Below are 19,052 nucleotides of genomic sequence, written 5' to 3' on the forward strand. Positions count from 1 at the left end.
GGGTGCCCGTCTGCATGAGCGTACGCCTGGGTCCGTGGGGCGGACTGTAGCTAGATTGTGCACATAGGTGCACCGTGGATGCAAGGATTCTTTGCCAGTATCCGCAAAGAATGACGCGGGGCGCAGTTGGCGACATAATCTGAATCATGGACGAAATGAACGTTGAATACGCAGGCCGTAACGACGCGGTGGTGCCGGACGATATTTCGATCCCTGAGCAGCTGCAGGATCTGGTCATCGACAGCGACGACGTCAACGGATTCCTCGAGGATCTGGCCGTCTTTTCGGCTGCCGCCGTGTCCGCCGCCGTTGGTTTGGACGTGCTCTGCGGCATCACGTTGAACCGGCGCCGCCGTTCAGCAACCGTGGCCGGAAGCACCAAGGAAGCCCGCCTGATCGACGAGGTTCAGCAGTCGTACGGAGACGGACCGTGTTTGGAGGCCATGAGATCCAGGGCCACGGTGCATGTGCCGGACACTTCCGTGGATCAGCGGTGGAGCGATTACTGCTCTGTCATCGCTGAGCGCGGGCACCTGTCCGTCCTTTGCGTTCCGGTCACCCTGGACGAGGGCGCAACGGCTGCATTGAACTTTTTCGCACCCAAGGCCGGGGTGTTTGATCCTGCCACCATCCGGGAATGCGAACTTTACGGCGGGCAGGCGGAACGTTCCCTGCGGTTGGCAGTGCGGATCGGCACCAAGCAGCAGCATGCCGACGACCTCCGTGACGCCATGCAGTCACGCACGGTGATCGACCTCGCCTGCGGCATCATCATGGGCCAGAACCGGTGCAGCCAGAAGGAAGCGTTCCAGATCCTGACCAAGGCCTCCAATGGCCGTAACCAAAAACTGAGGGACGTGGCCGAGCAGCTGATCCGGGCGATGGCGAACGAGGCGCCGGTCTCCCATTTCGAGCCCTGAGGCAGCGTTGGGGAGCGCTTCCCGTCAACCCTGCATCTTGTGGGGTCCGCCACTGGTGATCTACATTCTTAGTGGGTTAAGCCGATAGCCCTTGAAGCCCCGCGACCTGGAGCCATCCCGGAAATGGTCCCTGAACTGCACGCCCCAGCTGTGGCCTTCCTCGGCCGGCGACCCGCGTGCATTCCGCGCCGCTTTCACCAGGAGCAATCTGCTTCTTCCCGACGCTCTCAATGCGCCCCCGCAAGGGAATGTGTCGGAACCACTGCACAGTGGAAATGTGCTTGAAGGAGAATGGCAATGACGCTTGGATCCCCGATTCCCGCCCCGGAACCCGCAACCAGACCCGGGGCACAACCGGCCCCCAGTGACACCCGGCCGTGGTGCACAGTGTGCGGAACCGATTCCTATATTTTTGTTGAAACAGTGGTGGAAGCTGCCCCCAACCAGTCCGAGCTGGTGGAAGTCAGCTACACCTGCAGTGAATGTGACACTTTTTACGCCCACGCAGTCCGCCTGGCAGAGCTCGTCCCCAGCATTCAGGCGGAGTTCCTCGCCACCTCGGCGGCCGGACTGTGGTTCAGCTGCACGCACTGCGGTGAACCCATGACGCTGGGCCGCCCCGCCGAACGCGTGATTGAGGCTCCCCGGACCACTGGCGATCCGGATGGCCCGAGCTTGTTGGAGGTCTATCTCCAGACACAGGTGCTGCACTGCCGTTGCGGCTTCCAGATGGAGGTGCCGCGCCACGTCGGCTGAGTGCCGTCTTTGATCCACATCCACAGGGGAGGGTGGCCATGCGTACGTTCGGCGTCGAAGAAGAGTTGCTCATTGCCGATCCGGTGGACGGAACCCCGCTGGCGCTTGCCACCGGGATGCTGGATGTCGCCGCAGGATCCGGCAAGGGGCCCGATGAGTCCCCGAAACTTAAATCCGAGTTCAAGCAGGAACAGATTGAAGTGAACTCGCGGCCCTGCAGCAAGGCATCCGACCTTCGGGAGGAGATCGTGCTGGGCCGGGCCTTGGCCGATTCGGCTGCGCGGGCAGTGGGTGCCAGGGTGGCAGCCCTGGCCACGCCACCGGTCTTCCATGCAACACCAACCCTGGGCAACCGCCGCTACGCCGCCATGGGGGCGGAGTTCGGCCTCATTTCCCGTGAGCAGCTCACGTGTGGCTTTCACGTGCATGTGTCCATCGAGTCCCAGGACGAAGGAGTTGCCGTCCTGGACCGGATACGCCACTGGCTGCCTGTCCTGCTGGCCCTGAGCGCGAATTCTCCCTTCTGGATGGGCGCGGACACAGCCTTTGCCAGCTATCGGACGCAGATCTGGAACAGGTGGCCCACCGCCGGCCCCATGGACGTGTTCGGCTCGGCCGAGGGGTACCGGACAGTGCTCGCGGAGCTGCTGGCCACCGGGGTACCCATGGATGAGGGCATGATCTACTTCGACGCGCGCCTTTCCCGCGGGCAACCCACCGTGGAGCTGCGTATTGCCGACGTCTGCCTGTACGCGGAGGATGCGCTGACCATCGCCGTCATCGCCCGGGCCCTGGTGGAAACCGCGGCGGGGGAATGGCGGCAGGGGGCGCCGCCGTCGAACGCTTTGACCAGCGTGTTGCGCATGTCCAACTGGCGCGCCAGCCGCTTTGGCATGGGCGACCAACTGCTGCATCCGCTGGAGCAGGTGCCCTACCCCGCAGCCGACGTGGTGGGGGCTCTGCTGCGGCACGTACGGAAGGCGCTGACCGGCACGGGCGACCTGGGAACCGCACGGTCCGGCCTGGCCAGGATCCTCAAACGCGGCACGGGTGAGCGTTTGCAGCGCCAGGCCTACGCTCGCCGCCTACGGCTGGCGGACGTGGTCAGTGCCGCGATCGCCACCACCAATCAGGACGGCCAGCGGTCCGATGTAGGGCTCGCACGCCGGTAACTGCCCCGCCGTCCAAGGGCGCACGACGGCGGGAGGCCGCCGCGGGTGCCACGGCCGCCTCCCGCTTGGCGTGCTTCAGCCCTGGTTGATGCGGATCAGGTTTCCGGACGGGTCGCGGAAGGCACAGTCGCGGGGACCCCACGGCTGGTCAATGGGCTCCTGGAGGACTTCCGCGCCGGACGCCCGGAGTTTCTCGAACGTTCCGTCGAGGTCGTCGGTCGCGAAGACGAGCATGGGCATGACGCCCTTGGTGAGGAGTTCCTGGATGGCGTCCCCGTCTGCTTGGGATCGCCCGGCGTGCGGCGGGGACAGGACCAGCTCAAGGTCCGGCTGCGCCTCGCTGCCGAGGGTCACCCAACGCTGCCCGTCAGAGCCGACGTCGTTCCTGACATCAAGGCCGAGTGCGTCCCGGTAGAAGGCCAGGGACTCGTCGATGTCGTTGACGGTGATGTGTGCGTATTTCAGTGAGATGTTCATGTCCCACACGCTATTGCAGTGGCCTGGCCGGCGCTTCTCCGATCCTGCTCAACTGGTGGCGGCTGTTTCGGCCTTCTTCCGTTCCGGCCGGGTGTGCTGCTTGGCGATGCAGGTGGGCATGGCCTTGACGGCCTGGTGCTCGCGGGAGCGGTATTCGCTGGGCGTCATTCCCACGATTTCGTTGAAGCGGGAGCTGAAGGAACCCAGGGAGGTACACCCTACTTCCATGCAGGCATCGGTGACGCTGGCTCCGGCGCGGAGCAGGGCCATGGCGCGCTCGATCCGCCGGGTCATGAGGTAGTTGTAGGGGGATTCGCCATACGCCGCTTTGAACTGGCGGGAAAAGTGGGCGGGCGACATGAGTGCGCCGGCGGCCATGGTGGGTACGTCCAGCGGCCGTGCGTACTCGCGGTCGATGAAGTCCCGGGCACGCCGCAGATGGGCCAGGTTGGCCAGTTCCTGCGGTGTCATGCGGTCAGTCTACTAGGCTCGGGTCCATGGATTCAGTGGTTTGGTCGAAGCCTGAAAACGAGCGCGCAGGCACGCCGTTGCTGGTGATGATGCACGGCTACGGCACCAGTGAGGAGCGCATGGTGGAACTCTTTCCGCACCTGCCCAAGGAGTTCACGTGCGCCGCCCTGCGCGGGCCGATGGTGATCGGGGACCACTACGGCTGGTTCCTGCTGGACTACTTCCTCACCAACGATTTCGCCGATGTCATCACGTCGACCAACCGGGTGTTCGACTGGATCGGCTCGGTCAAGGGCAACCACAGCAGCGTCAGCCTGCTCGGCTATTCACAGGGCATGGCCATGGCCAGCACGCTCCTGCGGCTCCGCCCCCATGCCTTCAAAGCCACGGTGGGCTTGTCCGGGTTTGTGCTGGATAACGACCTCCTGGCCCTGAGCGAGTCCTTTGACACGCCGCCGCCGTTCTTTTGGGGCCGGGACAAGGCTGATCCGGTGATCAACGAGGACGCGATCGCCCACACGGAGGAGTGGCTCAACGCCAACGTGGCGCTGACGGCACGGACCTATCCCGGCATGGGGCACAGGATCGAACCGCCGGAGTTGGTGGACGTGAGCGCCTTCCTGCGCTTCTACGTGCTGAACGCTCCGGATTAGACGGCAAACCGCCGCCGGAAGCAATCTTTTTTTTGCGATTCCCGTCACATACAGATGGCCGGGGATACTCTGTTGAATGACGAATTTGTAAGCGCTTACACTTTTGGCTTGCGGCTCCCCAACAGCCGGCAACAGGAACCGACGGCAGCGATTGGAGGCCGCACTCCATGCAGTGAACACCGTTAGCTGCATGTGCCCGGATGTATCCCGGGGGAATCTTCCGTGGGACAATGGTCGTTGGCATCGATGACGGGCCCCCGGGGCCCGGGCGCAGAGCCGTCCAGTCCACCGCACCACCTGCGTGGCACGGCCCCCGGCAGCAGAACCCCAACACCTGCCCCTTAAAAGCCCATCGAACACCGAATTAAAAGATGCGCCCTGCGGCGCTGAAACGGACTTTTGCATATGACTGACCTCCATACTGCCTGGACCGGCGCTGCTGCGCTCCTGTTCGACCTCGACGGCGTGCTGACGCCCACCGCCGTGGTGCATGAACAGGCGTGGCAGGAACTTTTCGACGGCTACCTCGCCGAAGCCGGCCACCCCGCGGGCTACCGCGAAAGCGATTATTTCGACCACATCGACGGCAAGCCGCGCTTTGACGGGGTCCGGGACTTCCTGGCCTCCCGCGGCATCACCCTGCCGGAAGGTCCCCTGGACGATGCCCCCACCAGCCAAACAGTCCAGGGCCTCGGCAACCGCAAGAATGCGATCTTCAATGCGATCGTGGACACCCGTGGCGTGGACCCGTACCCAGGCTCGGTCAAGTTCATCAATGCAGCGGTGGAGGCGGGACTGAAGGTAGCGGTCGTGTCGTCATCCCGGAACGCTCCCGCTGTGCTGAAGGCCGCCGGACTCGACCACCACTTCGAGGTGGTGGTGGATGGCCAGGTGGCTGCCGCCGTCGGGCTTCCCGGAAAGCCGGACCCGGCAACGTTCACGTATGCCGCGTCGCTGCTGGGTGTTCCCACGGAGGAGTGCATTGTGGTGGAGGACGCCGTGTCCGGTGTCCAGGCCGGCAGTGCAGGCAACTTCCAGGCCGTGATCGGCGTGGACCGGGGAGCGGGCCGCCAAGCCCTGCTCGATGCCGGAGCCACGCTGGTGGTGGACGACCTCAGCGACCTTCTCTGACACTACTTTTTCGAAGGACACCAAGAGCCCATGGCACTCATCAGCTCCGATCGGCTGCGCTTCCCGTGTGAACCGTGGAAGCTTGTGGAGAACATCCACGTCCCCGGTGACGAGGGGACGCTGGAGACGCTGTTCACCCTCGGCAACGGCCACCTGGGAATCCGCGGCGCACATTCGACCCGCGGCGACGGCGGACTTCCGGGGACGTTCATCAACGGGTTCCACGAGATTTGGGATATCAAGCACGCTGAGAACGCCTACGGTTTTGCGAGGACGGGCCAGCGGATCGTGTATGTTCCGGACGCCAACAACTTCACCGTGTCGATCGACGGCGAGGCCCTGAGCCTGGCCGAGTCCACGGTGCTCGACTACTACCGCAGCGTGGACTTTTCTACGGGAGTCTATGAGGAAAGCACCACGTGGGCCTGCCGCTCCGGCGCCACCGTGACCACGGTGGAGCGCCGGGCAGTCGGGTTCGATTCACGCGGGTGCCTTGGCCTGGAACTGACGGTGAGCGCGGACCGGGATGTCTCTGCGGACATCACCTCGGCCGTGGTCAATCGCCAGGACCAGCCGGTGGAGGACCACTCGGTCCATGACCCGCGCCGCTCCGGCCGCCACGCCGGCCGTGTGCTCCTGCCTTTGCACCTGCAGGGCGCGGACGGGTCGCTGCGCCTGGCATGGGAAACCGCCGAGTCCCGCCAGCGGATTGCAGTAGCCGTGGACCACTGGATTTCCGTGGAGGGCCAGCCGTTCGAAACGGTGGTTGCCGAGGACGAGTCCTCGGTCCGGTACGTCCTGGCCATCAGCGACGCCGAGCCGTTCCGTTTGGAGAAGACGGCAAGTTACGTGGTAGCCGGTGCGGACGACGCCGATGACCGCGGCGAAAGCCTGGCCCTGGAGGCCGAGTCCCGGCTCGTGCAGTTGAGCGAGATCGTCGCCCAGAGCCAAGCTCACTACAACCAGTACTGGACCACCGCGGACGTGGCGATCGGTGGGCAGCCCGAACTCCAGCAGGCCGTGCGGTGGGGCCTCTTCCAGCTGGCGCAGGCAACGGCCCGTGCCGGAGTTGCGGGGATCCCGGCCAAGGGCGTGAGCGGTTCGGGCTACGAAGGCCACTACTTCTGGGACCAGGAGGTCTACCTCCTGCCCTACCTGACGTACACCAACCCCGAGGGCGCCCGGAAAGTCCTCGAGTCCCGGCATGCGATGCTTCCCGATGCCAGGGTGCGCGCCAAGGAGCTCAGCGTTGACGGCGCCCTGTTCCCGTGGCGGACCATCAACGGCCTGGAGGCCAGTGCGTACTACGCAGCAGGCACGGCGCAGTTCCACATCGCCGCAGCCATCGCCTTTGCCGCCAACCGCTACCGGTGGGCCAGCGGCGACGCCGGGTTCACCGCGGAGGTGGGGGCTGAGCTCCTGATCGAGACGGCCCGGATGTGGGCATCCCTGGGGTTCTTCGGCAAGGACGGCATGTTCCACATCCACGGTGTCACCGGACCGGATGAATACACCGCCGTGGTCAACGACAACCTTTACACCAACGTCATGGCACGGTTTAACCTCCGTGCCGCTGCGGAACTCGACCACCACGGCATCGCCGAAACCGAACGGATGGTGTGGCGGCAGGCTGCCGAGCGCATGTCGCTGCCCTATGATCCGCACCTGCAGGTCTTCAGCCAGGACAACGACTTCATGACGCTGGAGCCGTGGGACTGGAACACGCCCCGTTCAAAGTACCCGCTGCTGCTGAACTTCCACCCGCTGGTCATCTACCGGCACCAGGTGTTGAAGCAGGCCGACACGGTGCTGGCCATGTTCCTGCAGTGGCAGGACTTTACGGCGGAGGAAAAGCAGCGCGCGTTCGACTTCTACGATCCCATCACCACCGGCGACTCCACGCTGTCGGCCTGCGTGCAGGGCATCATGGCCGCCGAAGTCGGTTATGGCGATGTCGCGCTGAAGCACTTCACCGAGGCGCTGTTCATCGACCTGGACAATTCCCACGGCAACACGATCGACGGCGTGCACATCGCCTCCACCGGCGGCATCTGGAGTTCCCTGGTGTGCGGTTTCGCGGGCATGCGGGACCAGGGCGAGGTGCTCCGCTTCGACCCCCGCCTGCCGTCCGAATGGGACGGGTTGTCGTTCCGCCTCAAGGTCCAGGGCAGGCTGCTCTCCGTCGAGCTGTCCCAGGGTTCCATCGCACTGGCGCTTGAACCCGCGGGGGGCTACAGCCTGGAGCCGCTGGCCGTGGATGTCCGCGGCGAGCGCGTCACGGTCGGCACGGACACCGTGACGGTGCCGCTGGACGCCGTACCGGTCCCGCCGCCGTCGGTGTTTCCCAGTACCTTCCCGACGGCGGGACTTCCGATCGTTGGCAAGCCCGCCTAAGGCCATGGCCGGGTGAAACAGGCTCTGTTGCACCCGGCCACACCTTCCTTAGTGCGGTGAGGTGTGGTCCTCGATAAGGCCGCTCGCTGCGATTTCCCGCAGCGAGAAGATGCCCTTGGCGGCCTCTGCCTTGTCCTGGAAGCACATGGACAGCGCCAACTCCTGGCCGTCGGCGTCTACCAGGCGTACGCGGCAATCCCCGCCTGCGGCGTCGACGAGTTCAAAGTGGCCTGCCATGAGGGTGGCTCCTTTCACCGACAGCGGGTTGCGCCGCCGGGTTTGCCGGCGTCTTTGCCGGTTTACGTGCTGGTCCGCTCGCCGGGTGGGCTGCCTTGGCGGCCTCCCGGCGTCGCTCAAGTTCGCCCGTGATCAGGTCCAGGAGGGCTTGGGCGGGTTCGGACAGATGATGTGCTTCCGGCGAGCCAAGTTGGTCGCAATGGACCAGGACGTGGCGGATCCGTTCCAGTTCCCGGGTGGGAACCAGCGGCCATCGCCGGAAGAGTTGCCTGACTGCCATTGCTCCGAGCAGGGCATCGGGTTTGTTGGGCAGATCGTGCGGCCTGGTTGCTCCCCGTCGAGCAACAGGTGCAGCGAATGGTGCCACTGCGTGGGAGTACGTTGATTTGAGGGAATTGGGGGCCATTCGGACCTCCCCGGAAGTAGAGCGAAGGAAGCCGGCTGCGTGACTTTGAAATTAGCTTACAGAATGTGAGTTACGCCATGTCAATCATTACGCCGGGAGTATCTCCAACGTTTTCCCAGTTCAAAGCGTAATAAGTGGGAGTCAGCGTTCGGTTGGTTCCTGTGGGCGGGAAACCCGGGGGGCCTGTTACACGGCGCCCTCGTGCAGTAAGTTGCTCGCATGGACGACACCTATCAGGTCATCATTGCCGGGGCCGGGTTCGCCGGCGTTGCAGCGGCCAGGAAGCTGGGCCGCAAGGGCGTGCGCGTCCTGCTGATCGACTCCAACAACTACCACCAGTTCCAGCCCCTGCTCTACCAGGTGGCGACGTCCCAAATCGGCGTGTCCGCCATTGCCCGGCCACTGCGCTCCGTTTTTCGGCGCCTTAAGACAGTCAGGGTGGTCACCGCGCACGTGGAAACGGTGGACGTCGCCGCGAAATCGGTCACGACCAGCGACGGCGACACTTTCCGGGGAGAGAGCCTGGTCCTCGCCTTGGGCGCCGTACCCAACTTCTTCAACACCCCCGGCGCGGAGGAACACGCCTATCCGCTGTACTCGGTCACTGATGCCACCAAACTTGGAACGGGCCTGACCCGGCTGCTTGATGAGGCGGACAAGAATCCCGAGGCCGACGTTGACGTGGTGGTGGTGGGCGGAGGCCCCACTGGCGTGGAAACTGCAGGGGCGATGGCCGAAAACGTCAAGTACGTGGTGGGCAAGTACTTCTCCAAGGACCTTGCTTCGCGGTGCCGGGTGCACCTGGTGGACATGGTTCCCACCGTCCTGGCCGCGTTTTCTGAAAAGTCGCAGAAATACGCCACCGCGCACCTCACGAAAGTAGGGGTGCAGCTCCACATGGGCGTAGGAGTCACCGATGTCCGTCCGGACGGCGTGACGCTGGCCGACGGCAGCCGCATCCCGGCACAGATCGTGGTGTGGGCAGGCGGGCTGAAGGCCGGCGCGGTGGTAGCCAACTCCGGGCTGCCGCTGGGGCGCGGGGGCCGCGTGGACGTGCTGCCCGACCTGACCGCCCCCAACGCCTCCGGAGTCTACGTCTTGGGCGACGCCGCCAACATTACCGATTCCAAGGGAACCAAATTGCCGCAGCTGGGGTCAGTGGCCCAGCAAGCCGGCAAATGGGCGGCCGGCAACATCCTGGCCGACCTCACCGGAGGCACCCGCAGGCCCTTTGACTACGTGGACAAGGGGTACATGGCCATGGTGGGGCGCGGTGCAGCCGTGGCGGAAATCGGTCGGCAGCGCATCCAGCTGCAGGGGCCGTTCGCCTTTGTGTCGTGGCTGCTGGTGCACCTGGCGCTTCTCTCCGGGACCCAGCAGAAAGTCAGGGCGTTGTTCTCCTGGCTCAACGGATACCTCCTGCACAGCCCTGCCCAGGTAGTGGTCAGCGGGCCCGTGGACCGGAAGGAACCCAAACCCTAGGACGTCAGGCCCTCCGGCTGCGGACCGGGGCGGTTGCCAGGGCCACGCGGGTACGGACCAGGATGGCGGCTCCGAGAACCACGGCGGCCGCTGCGGCCGAGGCTATCGCGGTCGGGAACGATTCAGGCGCGTCTGCGCTGCGCCCCACGGTGATCCAGAGCAGGCCCCACGCGATGGCTGCAGCCAGGGCCAGCCGCCCTTGGCCCTTGACTGCCAAGGCAATCCCGACGGCGGCGACCACCACCAGCACGGCAATGGACCATACTTCCGGCCGCCACCCGAAACCGGAGAAACCCGCGGCCTTCAGGGCGGCGGCAATGTTGGCGCACACGGCCACGCTGGTCCAGCCCAGGTAGAGCCCCAGGGTGCCATCCACCACCACGGCTTCCGCCGGGGACGACGGGCGGCTCCGGCTGTAGCGGAGGAAGCACCCCGCCAAGACTGCCAACAATCCAACGATCACCAGCACGCTGGCGGCCAGCCATCCCGCCTGGACGGAGAGGATCCAGGCGGCGTTGAGGATCATGGACAAGGCCACCAGCCAGCCAAGTGCCCGCTGCCGTGGGTTGGTCCGCTGCGAAGGAAGCCACTGCCACACGGTGTACGCGGCAAGGCCCGTGTACACCACGGACCAAATGGAGAATGCGGGCGTGGCCGGGGCCAGGAGCGTTGAATCCGCGGCCAGGGCACCGCCTGCGGCTTGAGCTATGGGCGTCCCGCCAAACACCCCGACCCCGATCATGGAGCCCACCATGCACACCGCCAGGCTCACTGTTACCGTGATCTGCCGGGCGGTGTCCGACCTTGTGATTGCCATGAGCCGAGCCTCTTTCCTGGTGGGATTGCCTGCGGTCTATGCGTTTGCCACGATTGGTGACTTACTATCAATTGCTAGGTAAACGAGCTTTAAGCTTCTTTGAAGGATCATGCATGAACGCGGACGCGCACGCGAAGGGCTACTGGTACGGGAAGGACCCGGGCCAAAAGGAGATTGCCGTTGGTGTCCTGAATGCGCTCCGGGACTACCGGACCTCAGAGCAGGCCATGCGCCGCCGCACCCGCTCTTCCATGCTGATGGGAGAAAAGGACCTGCTGGCCCTGCGGTACCTCTTTGAAGCCGAAGCCGATGGCCGGGTGATGAAGCCCAAGGACCTGGGCGAGCGGCTGGGCATAACCTCGGCCTCCATGACCACCTTGATCGATCGGCTGGTGGCGTCCGGACATCTTCGGAGGGAACCGCATCCCACCGACCGGCGGGCCCTGATCGTGCGGCCGACACCCGCCTCGGATGAAGAAGTGCGCCATACGCTTGGCGCCATGCACCGCCGGATGCTGGACGTCGCAAGCTCGTTGACCCCGGAGGACTCGAAGGTTGTGGTGGACTTCCTGCAACGGATGAGCCAAGCCCTGGACACGGTCGATGAACCCGGCGAAGGGCACCCCGGGCATTAGGCGCGCCGGTCACGGGACCGTATTCCATTGCAGGATGAGGATCAGCGTGACCAGGAAACCTGAACCGTAATTGAGCCAGATAAACCGGCGCCACGCCACATTGGTGCGTGCCGCCGTCGAGTCCGTGACGTTCCACCACGGCGCACAGTTGAGGATGTACGGCAGGGCGATGACGGCCGCCAGCGGCCCGGGCCACGGTGTAGCCAGCATCGCCAGTCCGGCAAGGAGCCACAGTACGACGGCGGTCCGCACCGTGCGGCGGGCCCCGAAGACTGTTGCTATGGAGGCAATGTCCGCCTGCCGGTCGGGTTCGATGTCCTGGACCGCACCGAAGGCGTGCGCTGCCATGCCCCACATGAAGAATGCGGCCAGCAGGACCACCAGGCCCGGCGTCATGGTGGCTCCCGACAAGGTCAGGCCCACCACCGCGGGACTGACGAAGTGGGTGCTGGAAGTCATGGAATCCAGCACGGGACGTTCCTTGAAGCGCAGCCCGGCGGCAGAATAGGCCACCACCGCGAAGGCGCTGACGGCCAGGGCCAGCCAGGTTGCGGGTCCGCCCGCGAATCCCAGCACCAGAAGGAACGGAAGGTTGGTCACGGCGGCGAGCCACAGCATGGGCCGGTGCAGCCGGGGCTCAAGGAGCGCCCCCTCAATGCCGCCCTTGCGGGGGTTCTTGAGGTCGGAGGCGTAATCGAAGACGTCGTTGATCCCGTACATGGCCAGGTTGTAGGGAACCAGGAAGTAGAGGGTTCCTGCTACCAGCACCCAGTCAATCTCCCGGGTGGTCAGGAGCATGGCGGCCGCGAAGGGATACGCCGTGTTGATCCAGCTGACCGGACGGGAGGCCAGGAAGGCCTGGGAAATGAGGCCTTTGCGCGGGCTGCCGGAAGCGTCTTCAACCGTGGACGTTCCCTGGCGTTTGCGGGTCAGCCAGATCCAGAGCCCGGGGAGGGCCAGGGCCGCCGCCAACGGATAGGCGAAATCCTCCACCGGAGCCAGCCCGATCCTTAACCCCAGGATGTGGCCGGGGTCGTAGTGGAAGAGTTCCATCCCGATCATGATGCTGTCGAACACCGCCGTCAGGACCACCAGGGCAGCGAAGGCCAGACCGGCCGCCTTCCAATGCCTTCCCGCGTTCCCTGCATGCTGCCCGCCGCGCTGTCCATCGGTGGCAAGGCGTCCACCAGTGGCGTTGCGCGTCAACAGTACGCCCGCCGTCGCTGCCGCGGCGATGAAGGCGAGCGCAAGCCACAGGTACGTCATGCGTTCTCCCGTTCCTGCTCACGGCTCCTGGCCGGCCTGGCCTGCCTGGCCGCGAGGAGCCGTGCGGCGCCGGTATAAAGAATCATGGTGCACAGGACCAGGAAGGTGAGGAAGACGGGCTCCTCCAGGGGAAGCTCCGGGGCCAGGAGCACCCCGGTGGCAATCGCCCCTTCACCGCGGAGGAAGATGCCCAGCCCGATCCCGGCAAGGTCCCAGGCCAGCAGGAAAAGGACGCCCACGGCGGTCACGATGGATGCCGCGCGCGCGTCACGCCAGAAGAACAACCTGAAACGGTGGTCCAGCAGCAGCATGCAGCCGATTCCGGCCAGCAGGGAAGCGAGGTAGACGAAGCCCATCAGCCAACTTTCCGTGGCAAGGGTACAGTCCGCCTGGCTTGGGTGGGGCCGGCGCTGTGGTCCCCACGGATCCTCTTCAACACCAGCTCGGCGCTGATGAGGCACATGGGTACGCCCACGCCCGGTGCCGTGGTGGCCCCGGCGTAGTAGAGGCCCCGGACTTTCCGGGAGGCATTCTGCGCCCGGAACATCGCGCTTTGGCCCAGGGTGTGCGCCGGACCCAGCATGCCGCCGCGCCAGGAATTGTAGTCGCGGAGGAAGTCGCCGGGACCTGTGGTGTGCCGTACTACGATGCGTTCGCGGAGATCGGGGATGTCCGCCCACGCCGCTATCTGGTCGATGGCGGCGTCGGCGGCCTGTTCGATCAGGGGGTCGCCGCTGCCCTCCGGCCCTCCGGAACCGAGGGCGGGGTTGGCCGGGATGGGTACCAGGACGAAGAGGTTCTCGTGGTCCTGCGGTGCGACTCCCGGGTCGGTGGCGCTGGGTTTGCAGACGTAGATCGAGGCGGGATCGGGGATGGCTGGCCGGTCACCGAAGATCGCGGCGAAGTTGGCGTCCCAGTCGCTGGTGAAAAACAGCGAGTGGTGGGGCAGCTGCGGCAGCGTTCCCCGCACACCCAGCATGACCAGCACGGCGCCGGGCCCGCTGGTGCGTCGTTGCCACCAGGGCTGCGGGTAGCTGCGGTCGGTTTTGCCCAGGAGCGCGGTTTCAGTGTGGTGGAGGTCGGCGCCGGAGACCACCAGGTCAGCCACACTGAAGTGTTCTGCACCGTACCCGTCGCGCCATTTGACGCCGGTGACCTCGCGGTCCCGCCGGGGGAGAATACGACGGCGGCCCAGGCCGCCCAAATGTCCCTTGCCGCCTGGCCGGGGTACTTCGCGGGTTTCGATGTGGAATGCCTCGGCCCGGGTGTGTATACGGACGCCGGCGTCGAGGGCCAGGGCTTCCAGCCGCTCCACCAGGTGCCGGAACCCGCCCATGGGGTACTGCACGCCGTCGCCGAGGTCCATGGCGCTCATTAAGTGGTACATGGCCGGGGCATCGGCGGGATTGGTGCCCAGGAACACTGCGGGGTAGCCAAGGACCTGGCGCAGCACGGGATGTTCGAACCGTTGGGCCACGAACCGTTCCAGGGGAGTGGCCAGCAGACGGGCAAGCTCCGGGAGTCCCCTAAGGATTTCGGGGTGAAGCAGCGACTGGAGCCGGGTGAAGGGGTTGTAGAGGAAGAACCGTTCCGCCATGTCCGAGGTATTCCGGGCGGAGGCAAGGTAGTGGGCAAGGCGCCCGGAACTCCCGGGCTCCACCTGCTCGAACATCCGCATGACGTGATCGGTGCCCAAGGGGATGGTCAGCGGTTCCTTCCTGCCGCCGTCGTTCCCTGGTTCGCTGAAGACGCGGTAGGCCGGGCTCAAGGTCCGTAGGTCAAGTTGCTCTTCAGCGCTGGTGCCCAACAGTTGAAAGAAGTGGTCAAAGACGTTGGGCATCAGGTACCAGGACGGTCCCGTGTCGAAGCGGAAGCCCTGCCGGTGCAGCGAGCCCGCCCGGCCGCCCACCTGGTCCAGGCGTTCCAGGAGCTGGACTTCATGGCCTTCGCGCGCAAGAAGTGCGGCGGTGGCAAGCCCAGCGATGCCACCGCCGATCACTACTGTCCGGGTCGCCCGCGCTGCCCGGGTCATCCCCGGGGCTCCAGCCACGTGGCAGCCACGGCCCGGGCGGCGAGCCCGGCCTTGAACACGTCCGGCACGCGGACGCGGGCCTGGTAAAGCTCATCGACGCTGCTGTGCTCGATGCGCCGGGTCAGTGCCGCGAACAGTTCCAGGGCGCTGCGGACGGCCGCCCGGGCGTCGTGGGGCAGGAGCGGGATGACAGCCCTGGCATCGGCCAGTTGGGAACGGATGGTTGTGACCCACTCCATCCGGTCCTCGTCCTCAAGGTGGTCGGCGGTGCCGAGGTAGTTGCGGCCCAGGCGGACAGTGTCGTCGGAGAGGTCGCGGAGGAAGTTGATGTTCTGGAAAGCAGCCCCCAACCGGCTGGCGCCGTACTGCAGGGCCGCGGCATCGCCGTCGTCGATGTTGTGCCCGCGGATGAACACCCGCAGGCACATCAGCCCCACGACCTCCGCGGAGCCGTACACGTAGCCCTGGTGGGCTGCGGCATCGAATCGGAGCGGCGCTCCGGTGGACGCGGTCCGCCCGCCAAGGTCCGTACGCATGGAGTCGAAGAACGGCGTGGTCAGTGACTGGTCGATTCCGGCTGCCCGGGCTGTCTGGGCGAAGGCGTGGATGATGAGGTCGCTGCTGTAGCCGATGGCCAGGGCGCGGTGGGTTTCGTCAATGAAATGGTCCAGCGCTTCGCTCTGCTGCTCGTGGCTCAGGCCGGCCTCTGCCGTGACACCATCCACCAGTTCGTCGGCCACCCGGACCAGGGCGTAGATGTTGCGGACGTGCTGGCGGTGCCGGGGCCCCAGGAGCCGGCATGCCAGCCCGAATGACGTGGAGTAGGCCGCGATGACCTGGTTGGCGGCACGTTCGGCCGTGCGGGTGAAATGGGAGAACGAGGTGTCAACCATGGTGCTCAAGACTGCCGTCCTTCCAGGTGGCCGGCCAAATCGGCCAGGACGTTGCGTGCGTTCTGCGGGATCACGGTGGTTGCGCTGTTCAGCAGGTCGTGGAAGGCCTGCATCTGTTGGTCAATGAGGCCCTGCACGAACGCTTCCGCGCCGCAGTCCGAAAGCTGGCGGCGGACATGCTCGCCGTCCTCCAGGGCCAGCTCGGCCCGCCCGAACCATGGCTCGATGCCCGCCCAGACGCTGGTCATCCTGGCGTAGGCGATGATGGCGGTCTGCTTGCCTTCGCGCAGGTCGGAGAAGGGGTCCTTCCCGTGGCGGCTGGGATCCCCGAAGGTGGAGAGGAGATCGTCCTGGAGCTGGAACGCCAGTCCCAGATGCCGGCCCGCGGTTGCCAGCGCAGTTTCCACCGGCTGCTCCGCCCCGGCCAGGGCGGCAGCGGCGCGCAGGGGGAGTTCGAATGTGTAGGTGGCGGTTTTGTAGCCGCACATTCTCAGGATGGTTTCCAGGTCCGGGGAAACCACGCCGTCGCCCAGCCCGACGTCCAACTGCTCGCCGGCAACTGTTTCGTGGATGGTGTGTTCCAGCAGGTCCAGGAGGCGCACTCGGACGGGGTGCGGCAGGTCCGCCCGGGCGAACGCCTGGTGTGTGCCCGCCAGGAGCAAATCCCCCATGAGGATCCCGCCGGTCTGGGCCCAGTGCAGGGCCGCATGGCCGTGCTTGGTGATGGAGCGGGCGGGGAGGTGGGCACTGCCAGGGTGGTCCGGGCCGGCGAGTTGATCCGCACCCGGCAGATGATCAACCTCGGCCAGGAGCGAACCGATGAGGTTGGGCTTGCCGCGCCGGACCAGGTCGCCGTCGATCACGTCGTCATGGAGGAGGAAAGCGTAGTGGAGAAGTTCGACGGCGGCCGCGATACTGATGGCGGTTTGGCGCCTGCCGCCGGGGTGCAGGTCCGCTGGCTGCAAGGCATCGTAGGTCTCCATGAGCAGGAGCGGGCGTACGAATTTCCCGCCGAGGACGTTCCGGCCGGCCAGGGTCCAGAGCCTGGTGAATTCGGTGCCATAGTCCGCAGCGGCGCGGGTCCGCGCGGAAATCATGCCGTTGAGTTCATGCTCGATCGCATCGCACAGCCGTGTCCGGCCCCTGACTGCGCTGGAGGTGACGGTCATGCCCCGGCTCCAATCGACAGTCCCTGGAGTTCCTTGATTTCCTTTACCTCCAGCAATTGCGGGTACTGGAGGCCCATCCACGGGCTGAAGAGGGAGGGGGTCCGCTCGAGGGACTCGGCCAGGAGGCTTGGGCTGACCCACACGTGGTCTGCGACTTCCAGCGGGTTGGGGTTGACTGGTCCGCTCATGCGCGCGACGTACACCGGGCAGACCTCGTTTTCAACGATTCCGGAGGGGTCGACCGCCCGGTACCTGAAGTCCGGCAGAGCCACCTCCACCTTCTTGGCTTCGACACCGAGTTCGAAGTGCGCCCGCCGAAGAATGGCGTCTTCGAAAGCTTCCCCGGGAGCAGGGTGGCCGCAGAAACTGTTGGTCCAGACACCTGGCCACGTCTTCTTCTCCGGCGAGCGGCGGGTCAGCAGGATCTCGCCGGCGCCGTTGAAGAGGTAGCAGGAAAAAGCGAGGTGGAGGGGAGTCTGGTACGTGTGGACGCCCGCCTTGGGAGCTTGGCCGATCGGAGCCCCGGCGTCATCGAGGAGAACCACCATTTCTTTTGTATTCATCCTGCCGCGCCCTTCTTCCAACACCAATATTGCTAGACAAGCTAGAAAGAAGACTACCATGTAGGAAGTTCGGTGTAACATACTTTCATGTCCAACCCGGAAGAAATTGACGCCACCGTTTCTTCTGCGATCTATCACTTGGACGCCAACGACCCCGGCCGTGAACTGGTGGACCGTGCCCGCCTTACGGACGCCGACATCCAGCAGATCAACCAGGTGATTGCTGCCTTGGGACGGCTTCGCGACGCCGAGCAGCGGCTCTCGGAAGCCTCCATGAAGTACATGAAGCTCAACCAGTCGGACATGCGGGCGCTTCATTACCTGATCGTCAGTGCCAACAGCGGAGTCATCGCAACTCCCGGCGCCATAGCCGCCCACCTGCACATTTCCACAGCGTCCACCACCAAGCTGCTGGACCGCCTGGAACGCGCAGGCCATATCGTCCGCGAGGCGCATCCTTCCGACCGGCGTGCGCTTGCCATCTCCATCACGCCCGAGACTCATGAAGCCGCCATGCGGACCGTGGGCCTCAAGCAGGCCAGGCGTTTCCTGGCGGCGGCCCGGCTCTCTCCATCCGAGCGCGCCACGGTAATCCGGTTCCTGGAAGACATGGCCGACGAACTCGGCGTTGGAAACGACCCCTGGGCGCAAGGGGAGCATCAGTAGAGGAAGATGGGCAGCCACTCCCGGTTGTGGGCGTGGACGAGGGCCAGGAACAGGACGAAGTCGAACAACAGGTGGACGGACACCACATACGTGAAGGACTTGGTCAGCTTGAAGGTGTAGCCCTGCAGCAGCGCAAAGGGAAAGGTCAACAGCGGCCCCCACGCCTGGTAGCCGATCTCCCACAGAAATGACGAGAAGACCACGGCCTGGAGCAGGTTGGCCAGCCAGTCCGGAAAATGGCGGCGCAGCAGAGTGAACGTGGTGCAGATGAAGAACAGCTCGTCCCAGATGCCTACGGTATTCACGCCAAGGAACAGCCGCCAGAAGATCTCCGGGTCCGAGGCGTCGGGCCAGTTCCGGTAGACGCCGGTCCGGATCAGGTACGCGGGCAGGATGAAGTATCCGAGCGCAATGACTCCGACCAGGTACAGTTTGGCGGCCAGCGGCCACTTGCGCCCGGTATTGACCGGGAAGCGGATGATGTCCTCCCGGTAGGCATAGCGCGATATGACCCACGGAACCAGTACCGCCAAAGTCAGGGCGGTGCCCATGAGCGCCATGTGGCTGATGCTCAAGTCGGCGTGCAACGGCACCAGGCTGATGATCACCAGGCCGGCGGCAATGATCGCCAGATGACGCAGGAGGGTACGGTCCACCACGGCCGCCGTTGCCACGCTTGCGGCCAGCAGGCTGTAGCCCAGGGCATCATTTCCGAAGGCGAAAAGTGGTGGCGCTGACAGGGACAGCAGGGAAGCCGGAAGCAGCTTCCAGCCCAGTGCAGTGCGCGGCGTTCCCGTTGCGGTTGGTGTCACCCTCCCAGCATGTCAGTGCGGGCCGCCGTAGTGCAGTGTTTCCGGCCATACAGGTCCGGGGCGATTCATCTGTAAGATTCGGGACAGGAGATTCGTGACC

21 protein-coding genes are annotated in these 19,052 nt (G+C 65.3%); 9 read left to right on the plus strand and 12 right to left on the minus strand.

What is annotated here, in order from left to right; translation table 11 throughout:
• Positions 1-146 precede the first annotated feature (146 nt).
• The 3 genes from ACPFL9_RS01845 (at position 147) to ACPFL9_RS01855 (ending at position 2,848) form a co-directional block, all read left to right on the plus strand.
• A complete protein-coding gene (locus ACPFL9_RS01845; protein WP_426005481.1) occupies positions 147-920 on the plus strand; it encodes a GAF and ANTAR domain-containing protein in 774 nt (257 codons plus the stop codon).
• A gap of 297 nt (positions 921-1,217) precedes the next feature.
• Complete coding sequence (locus ACPFL9_RS01850; protein ID WP_426005483.1) at positions 1,218-1,676, plus strand: hypothetical protein; 459 nt, start codon at positions 1,218-1,220, stop codon at positions 1,674-1,676.
• A 38-nt stretch (positions 1,677-1,714) separates the two neighbouring features.
• A complete protein-coding gene (locus ACPFL9_RS01855) occupies positions 1,715-2,848 on the plus strand; it encodes a glutamate--cysteine ligase (RefSeq protein ID WP_426005484.1) in 1,134 nt (377 codons plus the stop codon).
• Between the two features lie 75 nt (positions 2,849-2,923).
• On the opposite strand, the gene ACPFL9_RS01860 is transcribed toward ACPFL9_RS01855, so the two are convergent.
• Together ACPFL9_RS01860 and ACPFL9_RS01865 are read right to left on the minus strand one after the other, a co-directional pair.
• Positions 2,924-3,325, minus strand: coding sequence for a VOC family protein (locus tag ACPFL9_RS01860; RefSeq protein WP_426005486.1), 402 nt, complete (start codon positions 3,323-3,325; stop codon positions 2,924-2,926).
• Positions 3,326-3,373: 48 nt separating this feature from the next.
• Positions 3,374-3,796: a helix-turn-helix transcriptional regulator gene (locus tag ACPFL9_RS01865; RefSeq protein WP_426005487.1), complete on the minus strand. Its 423-nt coding sequence runs from the start codon at positions 3,794-3,796 to the stop codon at positions 3,374-3,376.
• A 26-nt stretch (positions 3,797-3,822) separates the two neighbouring features.
• On the opposite strand from ACPFL9_RS01865, the gene ACPFL9_RS01870 reads away from it, so the two are divergent.
• The 3 genes from ACPFL9_RS01870 (at position 3,823) to ACPFL9_RS01880 (ending at position 7,974) form a co-directional block, all read left to right on the plus strand.
• Entirely contained in the window at positions 3,823-4,449 is a 627-nt protein-coding gene (locus ACPFL9_RS01870) for an alpha/beta hydrolase (RefSeq protein WP_426005488.1), read from the plus strand.
• Positions 4,450-4,854: 405 nt separating this feature from the next.
• Positions 4,855-5,580: an HAD family hydrolase gene (locus tag ACPFL9_RS01875; RefSeq protein WP_426005489.1), complete on the plus strand. Its 726-nt coding sequence runs from the start codon at positions 4,855-4,857 to the stop codon at positions 5,578-5,580.
• 30 nt (positions 5,581-5,610) lie between these two features.
• Positions 5,611-7,974, plus strand: a complete 2,364-nt coding sequence (locus tag ACPFL9_RS01880; RefSeq protein ID WP_426005490.1) for a glycoside hydrolase family 65 protein — start codon at positions 5,611-5,613, stop codon at positions 7,972-7,974.
• Between the two features lie 48 nt (positions 7,975-8,022).
• On the opposite strand, the gene ACPFL9_RS01885 is transcribed toward ACPFL9_RS01880, so the two are convergent.
• A complete protein-coding gene (locus ACPFL9_RS01885) occupies positions 8,023-8,211 on the minus strand; it encodes a YegP family protein (protein ID WP_426005491.1) in 189 nt (62 codons plus the stop codon).
• Positions 8,195-8,617: a hypothetical protein gene (locus tag ACPFL9_RS01890; RefSeq protein ID WP_426005492.1), complete on the minus strand. Its 423-nt coding sequence runs from the start codon at positions 8,615-8,617 to the stop codon at positions 8,195-8,197. Before ACPFL9_RS01890 ends, ACPFL9_RS01885 begins: the two co-directional genes overlap by 17 nt.
• Before the next feature lie 219 nt (positions 8,618-8,836).
• On the opposite strand from ACPFL9_RS01890, the gene ACPFL9_RS01895 reads away from it, so the two are divergent.
• Positions 8,837-10,099: an NAD(P)/FAD-dependent oxidoreductase gene (locus ACPFL9_RS01895; RefSeq protein WP_426005493.1), complete on the plus strand. Its 1,263-nt coding sequence runs from the start codon at positions 8,837-8,839 to the stop codon at positions 10,097-10,099.
• Between the two features lie 4 nt (positions 10,100-10,103).
• Here the strand turns inward: ACPFL9_RS01895 and ACPFL9_RS01900 are convergent, their stop codons facing one another.
• Entirely contained in the window at positions 10,104-10,916 is an 813-nt protein-coding gene (locus ACPFL9_RS01900; protein WP_426005495.1) for a TspO/MBR family protein, read from the minus strand.
• Between the two features lie 113 nt (positions 10,917-11,029).
• Between ACPFL9_RS01900 and ACPFL9_RS01905 the strand changes: the two genes are divergently transcribed.
• Positions 11,030-11,551, plus strand: coding sequence for a MarR family winged helix-turn-helix transcriptional regulator (locus tag ACPFL9_RS01905; RefSeq protein ID WP_426005496.1), 522 nt, complete (start codon positions 11,030-11,032; stop codon positions 11,549-11,551).
• A 9-nt stretch (positions 11,552-11,560) separates the two neighbouring features.
• Here the strand turns inward: ACPFL9_RS01905 and ACPFL9_RS01910 are convergent, their stop codons facing one another.
• From ACPFL9_RS01910 to idi, 6 genes are read right to left on the minus strand one after another with little or no spacing between them, the layout of a single operon-like run.
• A complete protein-coding gene (locus tag ACPFL9_RS01910; protein WP_426005497.1) occupies positions 11,561-12,817 on the minus strand; it encodes a prenyltransferase in 1,257 nt (418 codons plus the stop codon).
• On the minus strand, positions 12,814-13,173 hold the full coding sequence (locus ACPFL9_RS01915) for a lycopene cyclase domain-containing protein (RefSeq protein ID WP_426005498.1): 360 nt from the start codon (positions 13,171-13,173) through the stop codon (positions 12,814-12,816). The genes ACPFL9_RS01910 and ACPFL9_RS01915 overlap by 4 nt, the downstream gene beginning before the upstream one ends.
• A complete protein-coding gene (gene crtI / locus ACPFL9_RS01920; RefSeq protein WP_426005499.1) occupies positions 13,173-14,849 on the minus strand; it encodes a phytoene desaturase family protein in 1,677 nt (558 codons plus the stop codon). Before crtI ends, ACPFL9_RS01915 begins: the two co-directional genes overlap by 1 nt.
• Positions 14,846-15,751, minus strand: coding sequence for a phytoene/squalene synthase family protein (locus tag ACPFL9_RS01925; protein WP_426005500.1), 906 nt, complete (start codon positions 15,749-15,751; stop codon positions 14,846-14,848). Before ACPFL9_RS01925 ends, crtI begins: the two co-directional genes overlap by 4 nt.
• Positions 15,748-16,911 carry a polyprenyl synthetase family protein gene (locus ACPFL9_RS01930; RefSeq protein ID WP_426005501.1) on the minus strand — a complete coding sequence of 388 codons (1,164 nt, stop codon included), beginning with the start codon at positions 16,909-16,911 and terminating at the stop codon, positions 15,748-15,750. The genes ACPFL9_RS01925 and ACPFL9_RS01930 overlap by 4 nt, the downstream gene beginning before the upstream one ends.
• Entirely contained in the window at positions 16,908-17,474 is a 567-nt protein-coding gene (gene idi / locus ACPFL9_RS01935) for an isopentenyl-diphosphate Delta-isomerase (RefSeq protein ID WP_426005502.1), read from the minus strand. The genes ACPFL9_RS01930 and idi overlap by 4 nt, the downstream gene beginning before the upstream one ends.
• An 87-nt stretch (positions 17,475-17,561) precedes the next feature.
• On the opposite strand from idi, the gene ACPFL9_RS01940 reads away from it, so the two are divergent.
• On the plus strand, positions 17,562-18,140 hold the full coding sequence (locus ACPFL9_RS01940) for a MarR family winged helix-turn-helix transcriptional regulator (protein ID WP_426005503.1): 579 nt from the start codon (positions 17,562-17,564) through the stop codon (positions 18,138-18,140).
• Here the strand turns inward: ACPFL9_RS01940 and ACPFL9_RS01945 are convergent.
• On the minus strand, positions 18,134-18,952 hold the full coding sequence (locus ACPFL9_RS01945; RefSeq protein ID WP_426005504.1) for a CPBP family intramembrane glutamic endopeptidase: 819 nt from the start codon (positions 18,950-18,952) through the stop codon (positions 18,134-18,136). The genes ACPFL9_RS01940 and ACPFL9_RS01945 overlap by 7 nt on opposite strands.
• Between the last annotated feature and the right edge of the window lie 100 nt (positions 18,953-19,052).

This window comes from Paenarthrobacter sp. NyZ202, from assembly GCF_049860755.1.
Classification (GTDB): domain Bacteria; phylum Actinomycetota; class Actinomycetes; order Actinomycetales; family Micrococcaceae; genus Arthrobacter.